Origin of the sequence: Streptomyces halobius (assembly GCF_023277745.1) — a bacterium.
In the GTDB taxonomy this organism is placed as follows: domain Bacteria; phylum Actinomycetota; class Actinomycetes; order Streptomycetales; family Streptomycetaceae; genus Streptomyces; species Streptomyces halobius.
The window spans coordinates 1,394,408-1,412,648 of record NZ_CP086322.1; the positions used below are offsets into that span (position 1 = coordinate 1,394,408).

The window sequence follows — 18,241 nt, forward strand, 5'->3', positions numbered from 1 at the left end:
TGTCGCATGAACGCACGCCGTCGTGTAAGTCGCCGGTCGTTCCTCGTCACCAGCACCGCGCTCGCGGGCTGGGCGGCCTTCTCCGCACAGAAGCAGGCCTTCGCGGCGGAGGCCGCCGACGACGATGGAGGGAATGCCCGGCCGCAGGTCTTCCAGGTGAACCGCGAGGCAGCACGCGCCCGCCTCATCCCGTTCCACGACATCCGATCGGCGCTGACGGGGTCCGTCACCGACTCCCCCTACTACCGCTCCCTGAACGGCAGTTGGCGTTTCCACTGGTCGAAGAACCCCGATGAGCGGCCGACCGATTTCCACCGGGACGGCTACGACGACAGCGGCTGGGACCGCATCCCCGTGCCCTCCAACTGGGAGATCGAGGGCTATCCCGAGCCGGTCTACCTCAACGTCACATATCCGTGGATCGGCTATGAGACGCCCGAGCCGCCGCAGGTCCCGAAGGGTTTCAACCCGGTCGGCTCGTACCGCCGCGTTTTCACCGTGCCCGTGGGCTGGGCCGACCGCCGCACCCTGATCTCGTTCCAGGGCGTGAAGTCCGCGTTCTTCGTCTGGGTCAACGGTGAACGGGTCGGCTACAGCGAGGACAGTTACACCCCCGCCGAGTTCGATGTCACCGACCGCCTCCGGCCCGGCGAGAACACTCTGGCGGTCGAGGTCTACCGCTGGTCCGACGGCAGCTGGCTGGAGGACCAGGACATGATCGACCTGTCCGGGATCTTCCGCGACGTCTACCTCTACGCCATCCCCCGGGTGCACCTCCAGGACCTGCACATCCGCACCGACCTGGACGGCGCGCGGCGGGACGCCGAGCTGACGGTGACGGCCACGGTCCGCGACCGGGGCACGGGCACCGTCCGGGACGGGGGCAGCGCGGCCGGAGCCGGGGAGCACCGGCTGACCGCGACCCTGTACGACGCCGACGGCGAGCCGGTGCTGCCGGAGCCGCTCACCGCCACCGTCTCCCCCGCCTCCGGCAGGGACTCCACCGTCGCCCCGAGGACCACGGTCGAGGCGCCCGCGCTGTGGTCGGCGGAGGCCCCCCACCTCTACACGCTGGTGGTCACCCTCACCGACCCGGACGGCCGTACCGTCGACATCCAGCGCACCCGCGTCGGCTTCCGCAGCATCGTCCACGGCCCCGGCACGTTCACCGTGAACGGCGAACCGGTCGTCTTCCGCGGCGTCAACCGCCACGAGTCCGACCCTGACCACGGCCAGGCCGTCACCGCGGAGCGGATGCTGCAGGACATCCGCATCATGAAGCGGCACAACATCAACGCCGTCCGCACCTCGCACTACCCCAACCATCCGCACTGGCTGGACCTGTGCGACGAGTACGGCCTCTACGTCGTCGACGAGGCCAACCTGGAGTCGCACGGGGTCCGCGACCGGCTGCCGGCGAGCCTGCCGGAGTGGACCGACGCCTGTCGGGACCGGATGCGCTCGATGGTCGAGCGGGACAAGAACCACCCCTGCGTCGTGGTCTGGTCGCTGGGCAACGAGGCAGGCCAGGGCGGCAACTTCCGGGCGATGGCGGACTGGACGCGGCGGCGCGACCCGTCCCGCCCGGTGCACTACGAGGGCATGAACGACGTCGCCGACCTGCACAGCGAGATGTACACCAAGCCGGACGAGGTCGAGGCGTACGGGAAGTCCGGCAACCCCAAACCCTTCATGCTGTGCGAATACGCGCACTCCATGGGCAACAGCACCGGCAACTTCCAGGAGTACTGGGACGTCTTCGAGCGGTACCCCAACCTGCACGGCGGCTTCATCTGGGACTTCGTCGACCAGGCGATCCGCCGCCCGGTCCCGGGCAACCCGCAGCGCACCTATCTCTCCTACGGCGGCGACTGGAAACCCGGCTACCCCACCGACGGCAACTTCTGCTGCAACGGGATCGTCTCCTCGGACCGGGTGCCGCACCCGGCGATCCACGAGGTCAAGAAGGTGTACCAGGCCGTGCGGATGACGGCGGCCGACCCCGCCGTCAGCATGATCAAGGTCGCCAACCGGCAGCAGTTCCTGGATCTGGACGCCTATGAGCTGCGCTGGGAGGTCACCCGGGACGGCGAGCGGATCCAGCACGGCACCCTGCCCGCACCGCAGGCGGCCCCCGGCGCCGACGCCACGGTGCGGGTGCCGGTGAAACGGCCCCGGCACCCCGAGCCCGGGGCCGCGTACTGGCTCAATCTCTCCTTCGTCCTGCGCCGCGCCACCTCATGGGCGGACGCCGGACACAGCGTCGCCGCCGAACAGTTCACCCTGCCCTGGCACACACCGGCCCCGGCCGGCCCCGCGCCCGGCACCCTCCCACCGCTCACCGTCACCGAGACCGACAAGACCGTGACGATCAGCGGCCGCGACATCGAACTCGTCCTGGACAAGGCCGCCGGCACCCTGACGTCCTACCGGCACCGCGGCCGCGCCCTGCTCTCCGGCGGCCCGGTGCCCAACTTCTGGCGCGGCCCCACCGACAACGACCTCGGCCGCGGCGCCCAGAACTCCCTGCGCACCTGGCGCGAGGCGGGCGCCAAGCGCTCCACGACCCGGGTGCGGACGACCCAGCCGTCCGCCTCCGAGGTGATCATCGAGGTCGCCGCCACGCTGCCCACCGCCCCCGCCACCTCCCGGTGGGACACCGTCCTCGCCCTCCGCGGCGACGGCGAGGTACGCGTCAAGCACACCCTCCGGCCGGGCACCGGGCTGCCCGACCTGCCGATGGTCGGCGCCCTGCTCACCCTCCCCGCCGGCCTGAACACCTTCGACTGGTACGGGCGCGGCCCGCACGAGAACTACTGGGACCGGCACACCGCCGCGTTCGTCGGACGCTACCGCACCCCGGTCGACGCCCAGTTCGGCCCGTACGTCCGCCCTCAGCAGACCGGCAATGTCACCGATGTGCGCACCGCGTCGCTGACCGACCGGGACGGTTTCGGCCTGCGGGTCCGCGCCGAACCCGGCACGGACGCACCGCTGTTGGAGCTGAGTGCGCTGCCCTACACGCCCATGGACCTGGACGGCCCCCGGCATCCGTACGAGCTGAAGCGACGCGACGGGACCCAGCTGGGGATCAACCACCGGCAGATGGGCGTGGGCGGGAATGACTCGTGGGGAGCGCCGCCGCTGGAGAAGTATCTGCTGCACGCGGGCCGGACTTACCGCTACGCGTATCGGTTGGCGCCCACTGAGGCGGGATGAGCCAGGCGCCCGGGAAGCCCCGTCACACCCGGGAAGTCCCGTCACGGGAATGACCCCCCACGCCCCCGCCGCGTTGTGGCCTGCAAGGGGGGCGCACACCCCCTAAGGATCCATTCGGGACCTTGGGCACGGCGACCGAGACCTTGGGTGCGGCGGCCGCCCCGACCACCGAACTGGCCGCCGCGCCCCGACCCTACCCGTCGGTCACTTACCGCGTCATCACCTGATCGTCGGCCAGGGTGAGGGATGCGTCACGACCGGCCGGCGGTAGCGCGGACGCCTCGTGCCCGTCGCCGTCGACACGGCGTACGCCGTCCCCCTCACCCGGCGGCGCCGTGCGCGCATCGCGCCGTACCAATGCCGCATAACGCCCATCCGCGGCAAGGAGCTCCTCGTGCGTCCCGCGCTCGGCGATCCGTCCGGCGTCCAGGACCACGATCTGGTCGGCGTCGCGGACCGTGGAGAGGCGGTGCGCGATGGTGAGTGTGGTGCGGCCCTCGGAGAGCGCGTCGATGGCCTGCTGCACGGCGTGCTCCGTGCGGGTGTCCAGTGCGCTGGTGGCCTCGTCCAGGACGAGTACGGGCGGATCGCGCAAGATGGTGCGGGCGATGGCCAGCCGCTGTTTCTCGCCGCCGGAGAAGCGGTAGCCGCGCTCGCCGACCAGGGTGTCGTAGCCGTCGGGGAGGGCGGCTATGTGGTCGTGGATCTGGGCGGCCTCGGCGGCCCGTCGGATCTCGTCGTCGGTCGCGTCCGGCTTGGCGAAGCGGAGGTTGTCGGCGACCGAGGCGTGGAAGAGGTAGGTCTCCTGGGAGACCACGCCGACCGAGCGGGCGAGGGTGTCGAAGTCGAGGTCGCGGACGTCCTCGCCGTCGAGGGTGACCCGGCCCTCGGTCACGTCGTACAGCCGGGGCACCAGATAGCTCAGGGTGCTCTTGCCGCTGCCGGTGGGGCCGACGACGGCGAGGCTGCCGCCGGCCGGGATGGTCAGGTCGATGTCCCGGAGGGTGTGCGGTGCCTCGGGGTCGTAGCCGAACGTCACGTTCTCGAAGCGGATCTCGCCGCGCGGGGTGTCGAGACGTACCGGGTCGGCGGGCTCGGTGATGGCGACCGGCAGATCGAGGTACTCGAAGATGCGCTGGAAGAGCGCGAGGGAGGTCTGTATCTGTACGCCGGTGGACAGCAGCGACACTGTCGGGCGCAGCAGGCCCTGCTGGAGGGTCACAAAGGCGACCAGGGTGCCTATCGAGAAGGTGGGCCCGCCGAGTTGGAGGACCAGACCGGCCGCCCAGTAGATCAGTGCGGGCATGGCGGCCATGACGATGCCGATGGTGGCCATCCGCCAGCGTCCGGCCATGTTGGCGCGGATCTCCAGGTCGGCCAGGCGCTCGGACTCGGTGGCGAAGGTGGCGGTCAGGGAGTCGGCGCGGCCCATCGTGCGGCCGAGCAGGATGCCGCTGACCGACAGGGATTCGGTGACCATCGCGGACATCGACGCCATCTGTTTCTGCCGCTGGGTGGTGATGCGCTTGCGTTCGTTGCCGACGCGGCGGCTGATCCAGACGAAGAGGGGGAGCAGGAGGAGGGAGACGACGGTCAGCCGCCAGTCGAGGGCGATCATCGCGACGACGGTGGCGACGACGGAGGTCAGGTTGGAGACCAGGGAGGTCGCGGTGGAGGTGACCGTCGCCTGCATCCCGCCGATGTCGTTGGCGATCCGGGACTGGACCTCGCCGGTGCGGGTGCGGGTGAAGAACGCCAGCGGCATCCGCTGCAGCTTGGCGTAGACGGCGGTGCGCAGATCGTGCATCACGCGCTGGCCCACGGTCGTGCTCAGCAGGGTCTGCAGTACGCCGAAGACGCTGGTGGTGACGGCGGTGACGATCATGCCGAGGGCGAGCAGGGTGAGCAGTCCGGTGCGCCGTTCGGGGATCGCCACGTCGAGGATCTCGCGCAGCAGGAACGGGGAGGCGACGGAGACCAGGGAGGACGCCGCGACCAGGAGGCCGACGAGGGCCAGCCGGCCGCGGTAGGGGTGGAAGAGGCGGAGGATCCGCCGCAGCTGGACCGGCTGTTCGGGGTCCTTCGGCGGAGGGGTCCATTGGGGTTCGTCGTGGTGCATGGGCTCCTTCGAGGGGGTGGGGAGGGGCCGGGCGCGGGGCGCCGGGCCACGGAGGTTCAGGATTCAGGAGCTTAGCTCATTGTTACCTATGTTCACAATGAGCCGTGTCCTGTTACCCTCGCCCCATGCCCTCCCCCGAGCCGACGGTCAGCACCGCCAATCTCGCCGAGCAGCTGGTACGGCTGACCCGGCGGATGCACCGCGCACAGAAGCACCACCTGGAGCACCTGGACATCGCCTGCACACCCGCGCAGTCCCGGCTGCTGCGGATCGTCGGCCACTACCGCGACACCCCGCCACGGATGGCGGATATCGCCGAGCGGCTGGAGGTGGTGCCGCGCGCGGTGACGACACTGGTGGACGCGCTGGAGGCGAACGGCGCGGTGCGCAGGGTGCCCGATCCGGCCAACCGGCGGGTGGTACGGATCGAGCTCACCGACACCGGCCGGTCCACACTCCGCGCACTGCGCAGCGCGCGCCGGGCCGCCGCAGAGGACATCCTGGCTCCACTGACCGCCGAACAGCGCGAGGTGCTCGGCGGTCTGCTGTCCACCCTGGTCGACGAGCCGGGTCCGCAGCACTGAGCCTGCGCCGTCCGGCCACCGGGCAGGGTGGGGACAGTCGTTGCCGGTCCGTTGAACCGGCGCCGAGCCGACCGGAGGAGTGGCCGATATGCCCCTGTTGGAGCCGAAGCCCGACGCCCTGCGGCCCACCGCCACCACCGGCCCGGCACCCGACCGGGTCACCGACCGGCGGGCGTCCGGCACACCGGAGCCGCTGCGCGGCGATCTGATCGCCCTGCTCGGCGCGGACAAGGTACTGCACACCGTCTCCGACCTGGTCCGCTATGCCTCCGACGCCAGCCCGTACCGCTTTGTGCCGCAGGTCGTGGTGCTGGCCGAGGACATCGACGACATCTCCGCGGTCTTCTCCTACGCGCATGACAAGGGCCGGAACGTCGTCTTCCGGGCCGCCGGAACCTCGCTCAACGGCCAGGCGCAGGGCGAGGACATCCTGGTGGACGTCCGCCGGCACTGGGCCGGGATCGAGGTGCTCGACGACGGCGCCCGCGCCCGTATCCGGCCGGGCACGACGGTGCTGCGGGCCAATGCCGGCCTGGCCCGTCACGGCCGGCTGCTGGGCCCCGATCCGGCCAGCGCCATCGCCTGCACCCTGGGCGGCGTGGTCGCCAACAACTCCTCCGGGATGACGGCCGGCATCACCCGCAACTCCTACCGGACACTGGCGTCGCTCACTTTCGTGCTGCCCTCCGGCACGATCGTGGACACCGCCGCCCCCGACGCGGACGCGAGGCTGGCGCGGACCGAGCCCGCGCTCTGCGCCGGCCTGCTCGCGCTCAAGGCCGAGATCGAGGCGGATCCGCGGCTGGTGGCCAGGATCCGTGCCAAGCACGAGATCAAGAACACCAACGGCTACCGCCTGGACGCCTTTCTCGACGGCACCACACCCGTGCAGATCCTGCGCGGGCTGATGGTCGGCTCCGAAGGCACCCTCGGTTTCATCGCCGAGACCGTCTTCGACACCCTGCCGCTGGACCGGCACACCTCCAGCGCACTGCTCTGCTTCCCCACGCTGCGTGCCGCGGCCGCCGCCGTACCGCGGTTCAACGAGGCCGGCGCGCGGGCCGTGGAGCTGATGGACGGCAATACGCTGCGCGCTTCGGTACGGGTGGCCGGTGTCCCGGCCGACTGGGCGGAGCTGCCCAAGGAGACCACCGCCCTGCTGGTGGAGTTCCGGGCGCCGGACGAGGCCGCACAGCAGGCGTACGAGGAGGCGGCGGCGCGGGTGCTGGAGGACCTGGAACTGGTCGCGCCGGTCCCGTCGATCACCAACGTCTTCACCCGGGACGCAGGGACCATCGGCGGCTACTGGAAGGCCCGCAAGGCGTTCATCACCGCCGTCGGCGGCTCCCGGCCGTCCGGAACGACGCTGCTCACCGAGGACTTCGCGGTGCCTCCGTCCCGCCTCGCGGACGCCTGCGCCGCCCTGCTGGAGCTCCAGACCCGGCACGGCTTCGACGCCGCGGTCGCCGGGCACGCCGCGCACGGCAATCTGCACTTCCTGCTGGCCTTCGACGCGGCGACGCCCGCGGACGTGGAGCGCTATGCCGCCTTCATGGACGCGTTCTGCCGACTGACCGTCGAGGAGTTCGACGGCTCTCTCAAGGCGGAGCACGCGACCGGCCGGAACATCGCACCGTTCCTGGAGCTCGAATGGGGGCCGCGGGCAACGGAGTTGATGTGGCGGATCAAGGAGCTCATCGACCCGCACGGCATCCTGGCCCCCCGCGTACTGCTCAACCGCGACCCCAAGGGGCATCTGCGGGGCCTCAAGACCATCCCCGGGATCGAGGCCATCGCCGATCCGTGCATCGAATGCGGCTTCTGCGAACCGACCTGCCCCAGCGAGGACCTGACCACCACACCGCGCCAACGGATCGTGCTGCGCCGCGAGATGATGCGCCAGCCGTCCCGCTCACCCGTGACCGAGGAGCTGCTGGCCGCGTACGGCTATGACGCGGTGGACACCTGCGCCGGCGACTCCACCTGCAAACTGGCCTGCCCGGTGGGCATCGACACCGGCGCGATGATGAAGGACTTCCGACACCGACGGCACTCACCGCGCGAGGAGTGGACGGCGGCACAGACGGCCCGGCGGTTCAGGGCAGTCGAGCGGTCGGCGCGGCTGGCGGTGGCGGCCGCGGACCGGATCGGCGACCGGCTGCCGGCGTCGCTGACCGTCGCCGCCCGCAAGGCCGTACGCCCCGACCTGGTGCCGGAGTGGCTGCCGCGGATTCCCGGCGCGGCGGCCCGTACGCTGCCGCCCACACGGAGGGCGGGCGCGGTCGCCGTCTACTACCCGGCGTGCGTCAACCGGATCTTCGGTGAACCGGCCGGGTATCACGGACCGTCCCTGCCCGAGGCCGTCGTGGCGGTGTCGCGGCGGGCCGGGCGGCCGGTGTGGATCCCGCCCGATGTGTCCGGGACGTGCTGTGCCACGATCTGGCATTCCAAGGGCTATCAGCGCGGCACCACCGTGATGGCGAACCGCATCGTGGAAGCTGCCTGGGGCTGGACGGCCGGCGGCCGGCTGCCGCTGGTCGTGGACGCCTCCTCCTGCACCCTGGGCATCGCCCACGAGGTCGTGCCGTATCTGACGCCCTTCCACCGCGCACTGCACGCCGAGCTGACGGTCGTCGACTCCCCCGTCTGGGCCGCACGGGAACTGCTGCCGCGCGTGGAGATCCTGCGCACCCTCGACTCGGCGGTGCTCCATCCCACCTGCTCCATGGGGCACTTGGGGGACGAGGAGCAGCTCCGCGAGGTCGCCGAGGCATGTGCGCGGGAGGTGGTGGTCCCGGACGACGCGGGCTGCTGCGCGTTCGCCGGCGACCGCGGGATGCTCCACAGGGAGCTGACGGAGTCGGCCACCGCCAAGGAGGCGGCCGAGGTCACCTCCCGGCACTTCGACGCGCATCTGTCCGCGAACCGGATGTGTGAGGTCGGGATGGATCATGCGACGGAGGGCCGAGGGTATTACTCGGCCCTCCTGGCGCTGGAGCGGGCCACGCGGCCGGCTTAGCCGTGGACGGCCACGCGTCAGCGGGCGATGTGCAGCGCCACCGCGCCCTTCGCCGGAACGGTCAGCTCCGCCTTGCCGTCGTCTGCGACCGTGACCGTGTGGCCGTCACACGAGGACGGCGCGGCCGCGATCACATTGCAGTACGTCCCGCCGGGCAGCGAGGTCGCGAACGTCTGCTTCAGCTCGCCGTCGCCGTTGTTGAGGGCGACGAATCCGGCGTTCCCACGGCCGAAGGCGATCGCGCTGCCGTCGTTGTCCCACCAATCGGTCAGCCCGGCCGACCCCACCGCGTTGCGGAAACCGACCATCCCGGTGATCTCCTGTGTGGCGTGCTGGTCGGTCCAGCCGTCGGAGCCGCTGGGCGGACCCGCGTCCTTGTCGGACCACTCGTAGCCGGAGTAGACGTTCGGTGAGCCGTAGGGCGAGGCCAGCATGAAGACATTGGCGAGGGTGTAGGCCGCGCCGTCCTTGTAGCTCAACGTCGAACCGTTGCGCTCGGTGTCCCAGTTGTCGACGAAGGTACGGGCCTTGTCGCCGGGGAGCTTGCCGTCGGCGATGGACTTGAGCTGGGCGAGGTCGCCGCCCTGGAAGGCGCTCTTGAGGTGCCCGCCGTAGCGGAATTCGTCGACGTCGCCGATGCCGGTGTACTCCTCGGGCTGAACCGCTTCGCCGGACCCGTGGATGACCTCCTGCACCCAGTGCCCCGGGTCGCTCATCTTGCCCTTGATGGCGGCGAGGTCGGTGGCGGAGATGTGCTTGGCGGCGTCTATCCGGAAGCCGTCCACGCCCAGGGAGCGGAGATCGTCCAGGTACCCGGCGATGGTGGTGCGGACCGCGTCGCTGCCGGTGTCGAGGTCGGCCAGGCCCACCAGTTCGCAGTTCTGGACGTCGTCCCGGTTGCCGTAGTCGGAGATGTCCTTGCGGCAGCCGTGAAAGTCCTGGTCCTGGTAGGAGCCGGGGTAGTGGTACTTGGTGTACCGCGTGCCGCCGGTGCCCGTACCGGACGCGGCCGCCATGTGGTTGATGACGGCGTCGGCGATGACCTTGACGCCCGCACCGTGACAGGCTTTCACCATCGAGGCGAAGGCGTCCCGGTCGCCCAGCCGCCCGGCGATCCGGTAGCTGACGGGCTGGTACGACGTCCACCACTGGCCGCCCTGGATGTGCTCGGATGCGGGTGAGACCTCCACATACCCGTAGCCGGCCGGGCCCAGCTGATCGGTGCACGCCGTGGCGACATCCGCGTACTGCCACTCGAACAGCGTGGCGGTGACGGTCCTTTCACCCGGTGGTGTGGCCTGTGAGGACCAGGGCGCGAGGGTGGCGAGGCCGGCCGCGGCCAGCACTCCGGCCAGCGCCCCGCCCAGCACACGGGAACGTTGCTGCATCTTGCGGCTCCTTCAGCATCGGGCACGGCACGCCTGCCGCACCCACGAGAGCAGCCACGCGCCGGGCCGCCGTGGGGGGATTTCCGCGTCGGAGCCTGCCGTTCACATGTGAACACGTCAAGACGTGCCGCAAGACTTTTCAGCATCTTGCGAAATATGCTGCGTACGGCGGGTCGACACCGCCCCGAAGAGTCCAAGTACGCCACACCAAGAGTCCAATTGGCCCCCTTGTGCCTCATACCACTCAACCGTCAGGGTCCTGACCGAGATGGGCACAGCCCCCGCACACCATCCGCTCTCCTGGAGGACCGATGAACGAGGCACATCCGCAGGACCACGGCTCTGACCGCGACCCCGACGCGGCGGGCCCGAGCCGCCGTTCGGTGCTGTGGACCGCCGGCGCGGCGGGCGCCGGGCTGGGGCTCGGCGGGCTCGGAGCCGGACATGCCGCGGCGGCCACGCCCGAGACGGCGCACGGAACGGCGGCCGGCGCCGCCGCGGCTCCCGAGGCCAAGGGCAAGACCATGATCGGGGTACCGTTCGAGCCGCGCAGCACCGTACGCGTCGGCATCATCGGCCTCGGCAACCGCGGCGGCAGCATGATCGACCTGTTCCTCGCGGTGCCGGGGACGCGCGTCGTCGCGCTCTGCGACCCGATGCAGGAGAAGACGGCACAGGCCGCCAAGAAGGTCATCGACGCCGGGCAGCCCGCGCCCGCCCTCTACACCAACGGCGACCATGACTTCGAGAACCTCTGCGAGCGCGGCGACCTCGACTTCATCTACGTGGCCACGCCCTGGGACTGGCACTTCGACATGGCCAAGGCCGCGATGCTCAACGGCAAGCACGTCGGCGTGGAATGCCCCCTCGCGCTGCGCCTGGACCAGCTGTGGAAGCTGGTCGACCTCTCCGAACACACCCGCAGACACTGCCTCCAACTGGAGAACGTCTGTTACGGCCGCAACGAGATGCGGGTGCTGCGGATGGCCCACGCCGGCCTGTTCGGCGATCTGCTGCACGGTGCCGGCGCGTACAACCACGACCTGCGCGGGCTGATGTTCGACCCGGACTACTACGAAGGCCCCTGGCGGCGGCTGTGGCACACCCGACTGCGCGGCGATCTGTACCCGAACCACGGCTTCGGCCCGGTCGCCAACTACATGGACGTCAACCGCGGCGACCGCGCCGTACGGATCTCCAGCTTCGGCACCCCGGCGCTGGGGCTTGCCGCGTACCGCAAGGAGCACATGCCGCCGAACGACCCGAGCTGGAAGGAGTCCTATATCGAGAGCGACCGGACGATCAGCCTCGTCCAGACCGCCGAGGGCCGGGTGATCCGCCTGGAGCACGATGTCTCCACCCCGCACCCCTACAGCCGCATCAACAGCCTCGGCGGCACCAAGGGCGTCTTCGAGGACTTTCCGGAGCGGATCTATATCGAGCCCGACCACACCAATGACGAATGGGGCGACTTCGCTCGGTACGCGGACTGGGACCACTGGCTCTGGAAGGACCACCCCAAGCCGCCCGGCGGCCACAACGGCATGGACTACATGCTGGTCTTCCGGCTGACGCAGTGCATCCGGCTCGGCCTCGTACCGGACTTCGACGTCTACGACGCGGCGACCTGGAGCGCGCCGGTGCCGCTCAGCGACCTCTCGATCAAGGCGAAGGGCGCTCCGCAGGAGTTTCCCGACTTCACCCGGGGGCTGTGGAAGAAGGAGCGGCCGGGGATGGATTCGGAGAAGCCGGAGGAGTAGCGGCTGGAGTAAGGGCACGGAGCGGTGGGGATCTGGGGCGGGGTATCGGTGTGCGGCCGGTGATTCCGGGGCCCGGCGGGTGGTGGGGCGGGCCGGGCCCCGCGCGAGGCGGTCGCGGACAGCGCGAGGAACGCGGAGCCCGTGGGAGGTGGCGGGCGGATACCCGCCCCGCGCCTCGGGCCACAGACGTCCGGCGAGGGCACTGAGGAGCAGGGCGAGCCGACCGTACCGCTCGGCGCGGTCTCGATCGGCAGGCCCCCGGCTTTCTCCGCTTCTCCGCTCAGCCGGAAAGGCGCGCCTTGTCCCCCATCACCACGACGGGGTGCCGCGCCGGATCAAGGGCGCGCAGCAGTGCCACCATCCCGGCTCTGGAGACGCTGACGCAGCCGGAGGTCCCGCTGCCGTGGTCCAGGTGCAGCCAGATACCGCCGCCCTTGGCCTGCCCCTCGGGACGTGTCGGGTCCAGCGGGGACGTGCCCTTGACGCGGTTGTAGTTGACGGCGACGACATGGTCGAAGTCATGGCGGGTGCTCTTGGGCCAGTACGGGGGCGGAGTGAACGCCGCCGAGTGGGTGTAGGGCAGCTTGGTCCCGGGGTTCGCGAGGACGCCCCCGGCGTCGGTCAGCCCGAACACACCGACCGGGCTGCGCTTGTCGCCCTCGCGATGGTCCGCGGTCCAGCCGCGGCGACCGTTGTGCGCGGCCCAACTCCCCTTGGGTTCCCAGCCCTTGGCGCCCTTTTCGTACAGCATGACGGTGGCATCCGGGGAATCCGGGCCCTGGCCGTAGACCGCCACGACCTGCCGCGAATCGGCCGGGATCTTCGACCGCAGGGTGGCACCGACCTGCGGGATGTTCCTGAGGTGCGTGGTGGTCGACGCCCCACCGTCCGGGCCGCCGGGACGCTCCCCCTTCCCCTCGCCATCGTCACTGCCCCCCTCGCTCGCACTGCCCCTGCACCCCGCCACCAGGACCAGCCCCGCCGCTGCCACTGCCGCCGCCCGCGTCGCTCTGCCCGCTCTCCGCATGGGCCCATGGTCGCACCGCCGCCCCGACAACCGTCCCCCGCACGCCTGTTGCCTGCATGTCCCACACGAATGGCCCGGTGCGGGCGTCTGCAAGGGAAGCCAGTGCTCTGCGTCGCGTCCGGCGAGACGTCCCAGGGTGCCCAGGTGCCCCGAGGCGCCGCTGCGGGCGGGGGCCTCGGCCGGCCGGGGGCCGCGGCATGCCGGTCAGATGAAGTCGAGGGCACCCAGGCCGCCGATGCCGCCGAGCAGCATGAAGACCGGCATCAGGACCTTGAGCTCCACCCAGCTGCCGGCCTTGAAGCGCATGGCCTTGGGCGGGCCGACCGGATACCAGCGCTTGCGGCCTATCGGGATCGGCCACAGGACCGGGCAGCCCGAGACGGTCAGCGCATCGCCGAGGTCGTGGACCAGCGCACCGAGCACGATCGGCAGGCCCAGCCAGAGGTATTCCTGTCCCGGTTCGGTGAACAGCCAGCCCGCACCGTTGCCCGGCTGGTCGAGTACGCCGGCCAGGATCCAGGCCGAGGCCGCGCCCAGCAGCCACACCAGCACATCGCTGGAGACCCGCGCCGCCCGCCACAGCAGGCCCTCGATGGCGAGCACCATGTGGACGAAGAGGATCCCGAGCACCGCCCAGCGGCCGCCCCGGCTCGCCAGCAGGGCCATACCGGCACCGACCAGCACGGCCCACACCCAGGTATGGGTAAGGGTGCGGTGCCCTCCCCCGCGATGGGTGTCGCCCCGCATCTTGGTGGCCTTGTAGACCGCGTGCGAGAGGTTGTCGACCACCTCGCACAGCATCCGCGACAGCGGGCCGAAGGCTCGCGAGATCGTGGCCGACTTGTGGTCGAGGTCGGGAGCGAGCGCCGCTCCGGCGCAGATCAGAGCGCCGCAGACGATCACCGGCCAGGGCATCGGATGCCCGGCGGCAGCAGCGGCCGCGCCCACCCCCAGCCAGGCAGCGGCCCCGGACAGCGAGTGCGCCGGTCCCATCATGGTCGTTCCCCACCCCTTGGTTTCTTGGTTCTCGCGATTCTGACGCCCGGTCGGCGACACAGCGTAGCGTTTGATGATCTCCCTCCGACCCTCCGGTTCCCGGATACGGGGGGAAGGAAGGCAGTATGGGGGCGTGACCCTCATCGATCATCTGCCGAACGACGCCGACCCCGATGCCCTCTTCGAAGCCTTCTCGGGCTGGGCCGAGCAACAGGGCATCGCGCTCTACCCCGCCCAGGAGGAGGCGCTGATCGAGGTGGTCTCCGGGGCGAACGTCGTCCTGTCCACCCCCACCGGTTCCGGCAAGAGCCTGGTGGCGGCCGGTGCGCACTTCACCGCCCTCGCCAATGACCAGGTCACCTTCTACACCGCGCCGATCAAGGCCCTGGTGTCGGAGAAGTTCTTCGATCTGTGCAAGCTCTTCGGCACCGAGAACGTCGGCATGCTCACCGGTGACGCGTCCGTCAACGCGGACGCGCCGGTCATCTGCTGCACCGCGGAGGTGCTCGCTTCGATAGCGCTGCGCGACGGCAAGCACGCCGACATCGGCCAGGTCGTGATGGACGAGTTCCATTTCTACGCCGAGCCGGACCGCGGCTGGGCCTGGCAGATTCCGCTGCTGGAACTGCCGCAGGCGCAGTTCGTCCTGATGTCGGCGACGCTCGGCGACATGTCGCGGTTCGAGGAGGACCTGACCCGGCGCACCGGCAGGCCGACGGCGGTGGTGCGCTCCGCGACCCGGCCCGTTCCGCTGTCGTACGAATACCGCACGACGCCGCTGACGGAGACCCTGACCGAGCTGCTGGAGACCCACCAGTCCCCCGTCTACATCGTCCATTTCACCCAGGCCGCCGCCGTGGAGCGGGCCCAGGCGCTGATGAGCATCAACATGTGCACGCGCGCCGAGAAGGACGAGATCGCCAAGCTCATCGGGAACTTCCGGTTCACCACCAAGTTCGGCAGGAACCTGTCGCGTTACGTGCGCCATGGCATCGGCGTGCACCACGCCGGCATGCTGCCGAAATACCGCCGACTCGTCGAAAAGCTGGCGCAGGCGGGCCTGTTGAAGGTCATCTGCGGTACGGACACGCTCGGTGTGGGCGTCAACGTCCCCATCCGCACGGTGTTGTTCACCGCGCTGACGAAGTACGACGGGACCCGGGTGCGGACGCTGCGGGCGCGGGAGTTCCATCAGATCGCGGGCCGCGCCGGCCGGGCCGGCTTCGACACCGCGGGCTTTGTCGTCGCGCAGGCCCCCGAGCATGTGGTGGAGAACGCGAAGGCGCTGGCGAAGGCGGGCGACGACCCCAAGAAGCGCCGCAAGGTCGTGCGCAAGAAGGCGCCGGAGGGGTTCGTCAACTGGGGCGAGAACACCTTCGAGAAGCTCATCGCCTCCGATCCCGAGCCGCTGACCTCCCGCTTCCGGGTGACCCACGCGATGTTGCTGTCCGTGATCGCGCGGCCCGGCGACGCCTTCCAGGCGATGCGCCGGCTGCTTGAGGACAATCACGAACCACGCCGGAACCAGCTGCGGCACATCCGGCGGGCCATCGCGATCTACCGGTCGCTGCTGGACGGGGGGATCGTCGAGCGGCTGGAGGAGCCGGACGCGGAGGGGCGGATCGTCCGGCTGACCGTCGATCTTCAGCAGGACTTCGCGCTCAACCAGCCGCTGTCCACGTTCGCACTGGCCGCGTTCGATCTGCTCGACCCCGAGTCGCCGTCCTACGCGCTGGACATGGTCTCGGTCGTGGAGTCCACCCTGGACGACCCGCGGCAGATCCTGGCCGCACAGCAGAACAAGGCCCGGGGCGAGGCGGTCGCCCAGATGAAGGCCGACGGCGTCGAGTACGAGGAGCGCATGGAGCGCCTCATGGACGTCGAGTACCCCAAGCCGCTGGACGAGTTGCTCTCCCACGCCTACGGCCTGTACCGCAGGAGTCATCCGTGGGTCGGCGACCATCCGCTGTCGCCGAAGTCCGTCATCCGCGATATGTACGAACGCGCCATGACCTTCAGCGAGTTCGTTTCCTTCTACGAGCTGGCCCGCACCGAGGGCATTGTGCTGCGCTACCTGGCGAGCGCGTACAAGGCGCTGGATCACACCGTGCCGGACGATCTGAAGTCCGAGGACTTCCAGGACATCGTCGCCTGGCTCGGCGAGATGGTCCGCCAGGTCGACTCCAGCCTGCTGGACGAGTGGGAAAAGCTCGCCAATCCCGAGGAGGAGACGGCCGAGGAGGCCATGGAGCACGCGGACGAGGTCAAGCCGGTCACCACCAACCTCCGTGCCTTCCGTGTGCTGGTGCGCAACGCGATGTTCCGCCGGGTGGAGCTGGCGGCGCTGGACAAGGTGGAGGAGCTCGGCGAGATGGATGCCGACTCCGGCTGGGACGCGGATGCCTGGGGCGACGCGATGGACGCCTACTGGGACGAATACGACGATCTGGGCACCGGTCCGGACGCGCGCGGCCCGAAGCTTCTGCAGATCGAGGAGGATCCCGAGCACGGACTGTGGAAGGTGCGGCAGACTTTCGCCGACCCGAACGGTGATCACGACTGGGGCATCTCCGCGGAGGTGGACCTGGCCGCTTCCGACGAGGAGGGACGTGCGGTGGTACGCGTCACCGACGTGGGCCAGAGGTGAGGAGACGGCCTCGGCCGAGGCCGTCGAGGGATGCGACGGAGGGCCGCCGGTCATGACGAATCCGGCCGAGAAGCTGGTCGATCTGCTGGACCTCGAACAGATCGAGGTGAACATCTTCCGCGGCCGCAGTCCGCAGGAATCCTTGCAGCGGGTCTTCGGCGGGCAGGTGGCGGGCCAGGCTCTGGTGGCCGCCGGGCGGACCACGGAAGGGGACCGCCCGGTCCACTCGCTGCACGCGTACTTTCTGCGGCCCGGCCGGCCCGGGGTGCCGATCGTGTACCAGGTCGAGCGGGTCCGCGACGGACGCTCCTTCACCACCCGCCGGGTCGTCGCCGTCCAGCAGGGACGCACGATCTTCAATCTGACCGCCTCCTTTCACAAGCCGGAACCCGGCTTCGATCATCAGCTGCCGATGCGCCGGGCGGTGCCCGGCCCGGAGGACCTGCCGACGGTCGTCGACGAGGTCCGCGAGCACTTGGGCGGGCTGCCCGAGGCGCTGGAGCGGATGGCGCGCAGGCAGCCGTTCGACATCCGCTACGTCGACCGGCTGCGCTGGACACCGGACGAGGTCGAGGGTGCGGAGCCGCGCAGCGCCGTATGGATGCGCGCGGTCGGGCCGCTGGGCGACGATCCGCTGGTGCACACCTGCGCACTGACCTACGCCAGCGATATGACCCTGCTCGACGCGGTCCGCATCCCGATCGAGCCCCTGTGGGGGCCACGCGGGTTCGACATGGCGTCCCTCGACCATGCGATGTGGTTCCACCGTCCTTTCCGCGCGGACGAGTGGTTCCTCTACGACCAGGAGTCGCCGATCGCCACCGGCGGCCGGGGCCTGGCCCAGGGGCGGATCTACGACCGGGAGGGCAGACTCCTGGTCTCGGTCGTCCAGGAGGGGCTTCTACGTCCCTATGGTCCACGTCACATGGACGGAACCAACGGCGACGCCACTCCAGGGGTGACCACCTAAGAGCCCTCGGGCGCGGTGCAACGCTCCCAGGGTCTACGGACACCAGGAGCTGAAGCCTCCCAGTGCGCGTTCATTACACCCCATGCCCGGGACGTCGTGATCGTCCCGAACTCCGCCGCCCGACACCGGGGCCTGTCCTTCACGGTGCGCGGCATCCTCGTTCACCTGCTCTCTCCCCGACGGCGCCAGGGAAGACGTGCGGACCCTCGCGGACCGGAACCCGGGCGTGGGCCGGCGGGGTGTCTCCGAGGCCGTCCAGGAGCCGGAGGACGCCGGGTACTACTCCCGCCGGACCATCCGTGATCCGGAGACAGGACCGCCAGAGCGTCCGGCAGGCTGACCTTCCGGGCCAAGCGCTCCCTGTGGAGATCCGTTTCCCGCTCCGCCGCCCGGTCGGCCACCGTCTGGTACTCCTCCGGCGTCTCGGCCGCCTTCAGGGCCTCCGCCGTCTCCCTCGCCTTGACCGGTATCGGGCCGCCTGGTCGCGGGCCGCCTTGAGCTCGGCTCGGAGG

At 70.3% G+C, this 18,241-nt stretch carries 10 protein-coding genes; 6 read left to right on the forward strand and 4 right to left on the reverse strand.

Annotated features, from left to right (window positions below; all coding sequences use genetic code 11):
- The first annotated feature begins 6 nt into the window (after positions 1 to 6).
- Positions 7 to 3,219: a glycoside hydrolase family 2 TIM barrel-domain containing protein gene (locus tag K9S39_RS06685; RefSeq protein ID WP_248862398.1), complete on the forward strand. Its 3,213-nt coding sequence runs from the start codon at positions 7 to 9 to the stop codon at positions 3,217 to 3,219.
- A 208-nt stretch (positions 3,220 to 3,427) separates the two neighbouring features.
- Here K9S39_RS06685 and K9S39_RS06690 read toward each other — a convergent pair whose 3' ends face one another.
- Positions 3,428 to 5,338, reverse strand: coding sequence for an ABC transporter ATP-binding protein (locus K9S39_RS06690; protein ID WP_248862399.1), 1,911 nt, complete (start codon positions 5,336 to 5,338; stop codon positions 3,428 to 3,430).
- Between the two features lie 125 nt (positions 5,339 to 5,463).
- Here K9S39_RS06690 and K9S39_RS06695 point away from each other — a divergent pair, with 125 nt between their 5' ends.
- The gene (locus K9S39_RS06695) at positions 5,464 to 5,922 is read left to right on the forward strand and encodes a MarR family winged helix-turn-helix transcriptional regulator (RefSeq protein WP_248862400.1); all 459 of its coding nucleotides are present in this window, start codon (positions 5,464 to 5,466) and stop codon (positions 5,920 to 5,922) included.
- Positions 5,923 to 6,010: 88 nt separating this feature from the next.
- Positions 6,011 to 8,941, forward strand: a complete 2,931-nt coding sequence (locus K9S39_RS06700) for an FAD-binding and (Fe-S)-binding domain-containing protein (RefSeq protein WP_248862401.1) — start codon at positions 6,011 to 6,013, stop codon at positions 8,939 to 8,941.
- A 17-nt stretch (positions 8,942 to 8,958) separates the two neighbouring features.
- On the opposite strand, the gene K9S39_RS06705 is transcribed toward K9S39_RS06700, so the two are convergent.
- Complete coding sequence (locus K9S39_RS06705; protein ID WP_248862402.1) at positions 8,959 to 10,329, reverse strand: alpha-amylase; 1,371 nt, start codon at positions 10,327 to 10,329, stop codon at positions 8,959 to 8,961.
- A gap of 311 nt (positions 10,330 to 10,640) precedes the next feature.
- Here K9S39_RS06705 and K9S39_RS06710 point away from each other — a divergent pair, with 311 nt between their 5' ends.
- A complete protein-coding gene (locus K9S39_RS06710; protein WP_248862403.1) occupies positions 10,641 to 12,089 on the forward strand; it encodes a Gfo/Idh/MocA family protein in 1,449 nt (482 codons plus the stop codon).
- A gap of 280 nt (positions 12,090 to 12,369) precedes the next feature.
- Here the strand turns inward: K9S39_RS06710 and K9S39_RS06715 are convergent, their stop codons facing one another.
- Together K9S39_RS06715 and K9S39_RS06720 are read right to left on the reverse strand one after the other, a co-directional pair.
- Positions 12,370 to 13,116, reverse strand: a complete 747-nt coding sequence (locus tag K9S39_RS06715) for a L,D-transpeptidase family protein (RefSeq protein WP_248862404.1) — start codon at positions 13,114 to 13,116, stop codon at positions 12,370 to 12,372.
- A 204-nt stretch (positions 13,117 to 13,320) separates the two neighbouring features.
- A complete protein-coding gene (locus K9S39_RS06720; RefSeq protein ID WP_248862405.1) occupies positions 13,321 to 14,112 on the reverse strand; it encodes a metal-dependent hydrolase in 792 nt (263 codons plus the stop codon).
- A gap of 133 nt (positions 14,113 to 14,245) precedes the next feature.
- Here K9S39_RS06720 and K9S39_RS06725 point away from each other — a divergent pair, with 133 nt between their 5' ends.
- Both K9S39_RS06725 and K9S39_RS06730 read left to right on the forward strand, forming a co-directional pair.
- Positions 14,246 to 16,759, forward strand: coding sequence for a DEAD/DEAH box helicase (locus K9S39_RS06725; RefSeq protein WP_248862406.1), 2,514 nt, complete (start codon positions 14,246 to 14,248; stop codon positions 16,757 to 16,759).
- 52 nt (positions 16,760 to 16,811) lie between these two features.
- Positions 16,812 to 17,729 carry an acyl-CoA thioesterase gene (locus tag K9S39_RS06730; protein WP_248862407.1) on the forward strand — a complete coding sequence of 306 codons (918 nt, stop codon included), beginning with the start codon at positions 16,812 to 16,814 and terminating at the stop codon, positions 17,727 to 17,729.
- Positions 17,730 to 18,241: the final 512 nt, after the last annotated feature.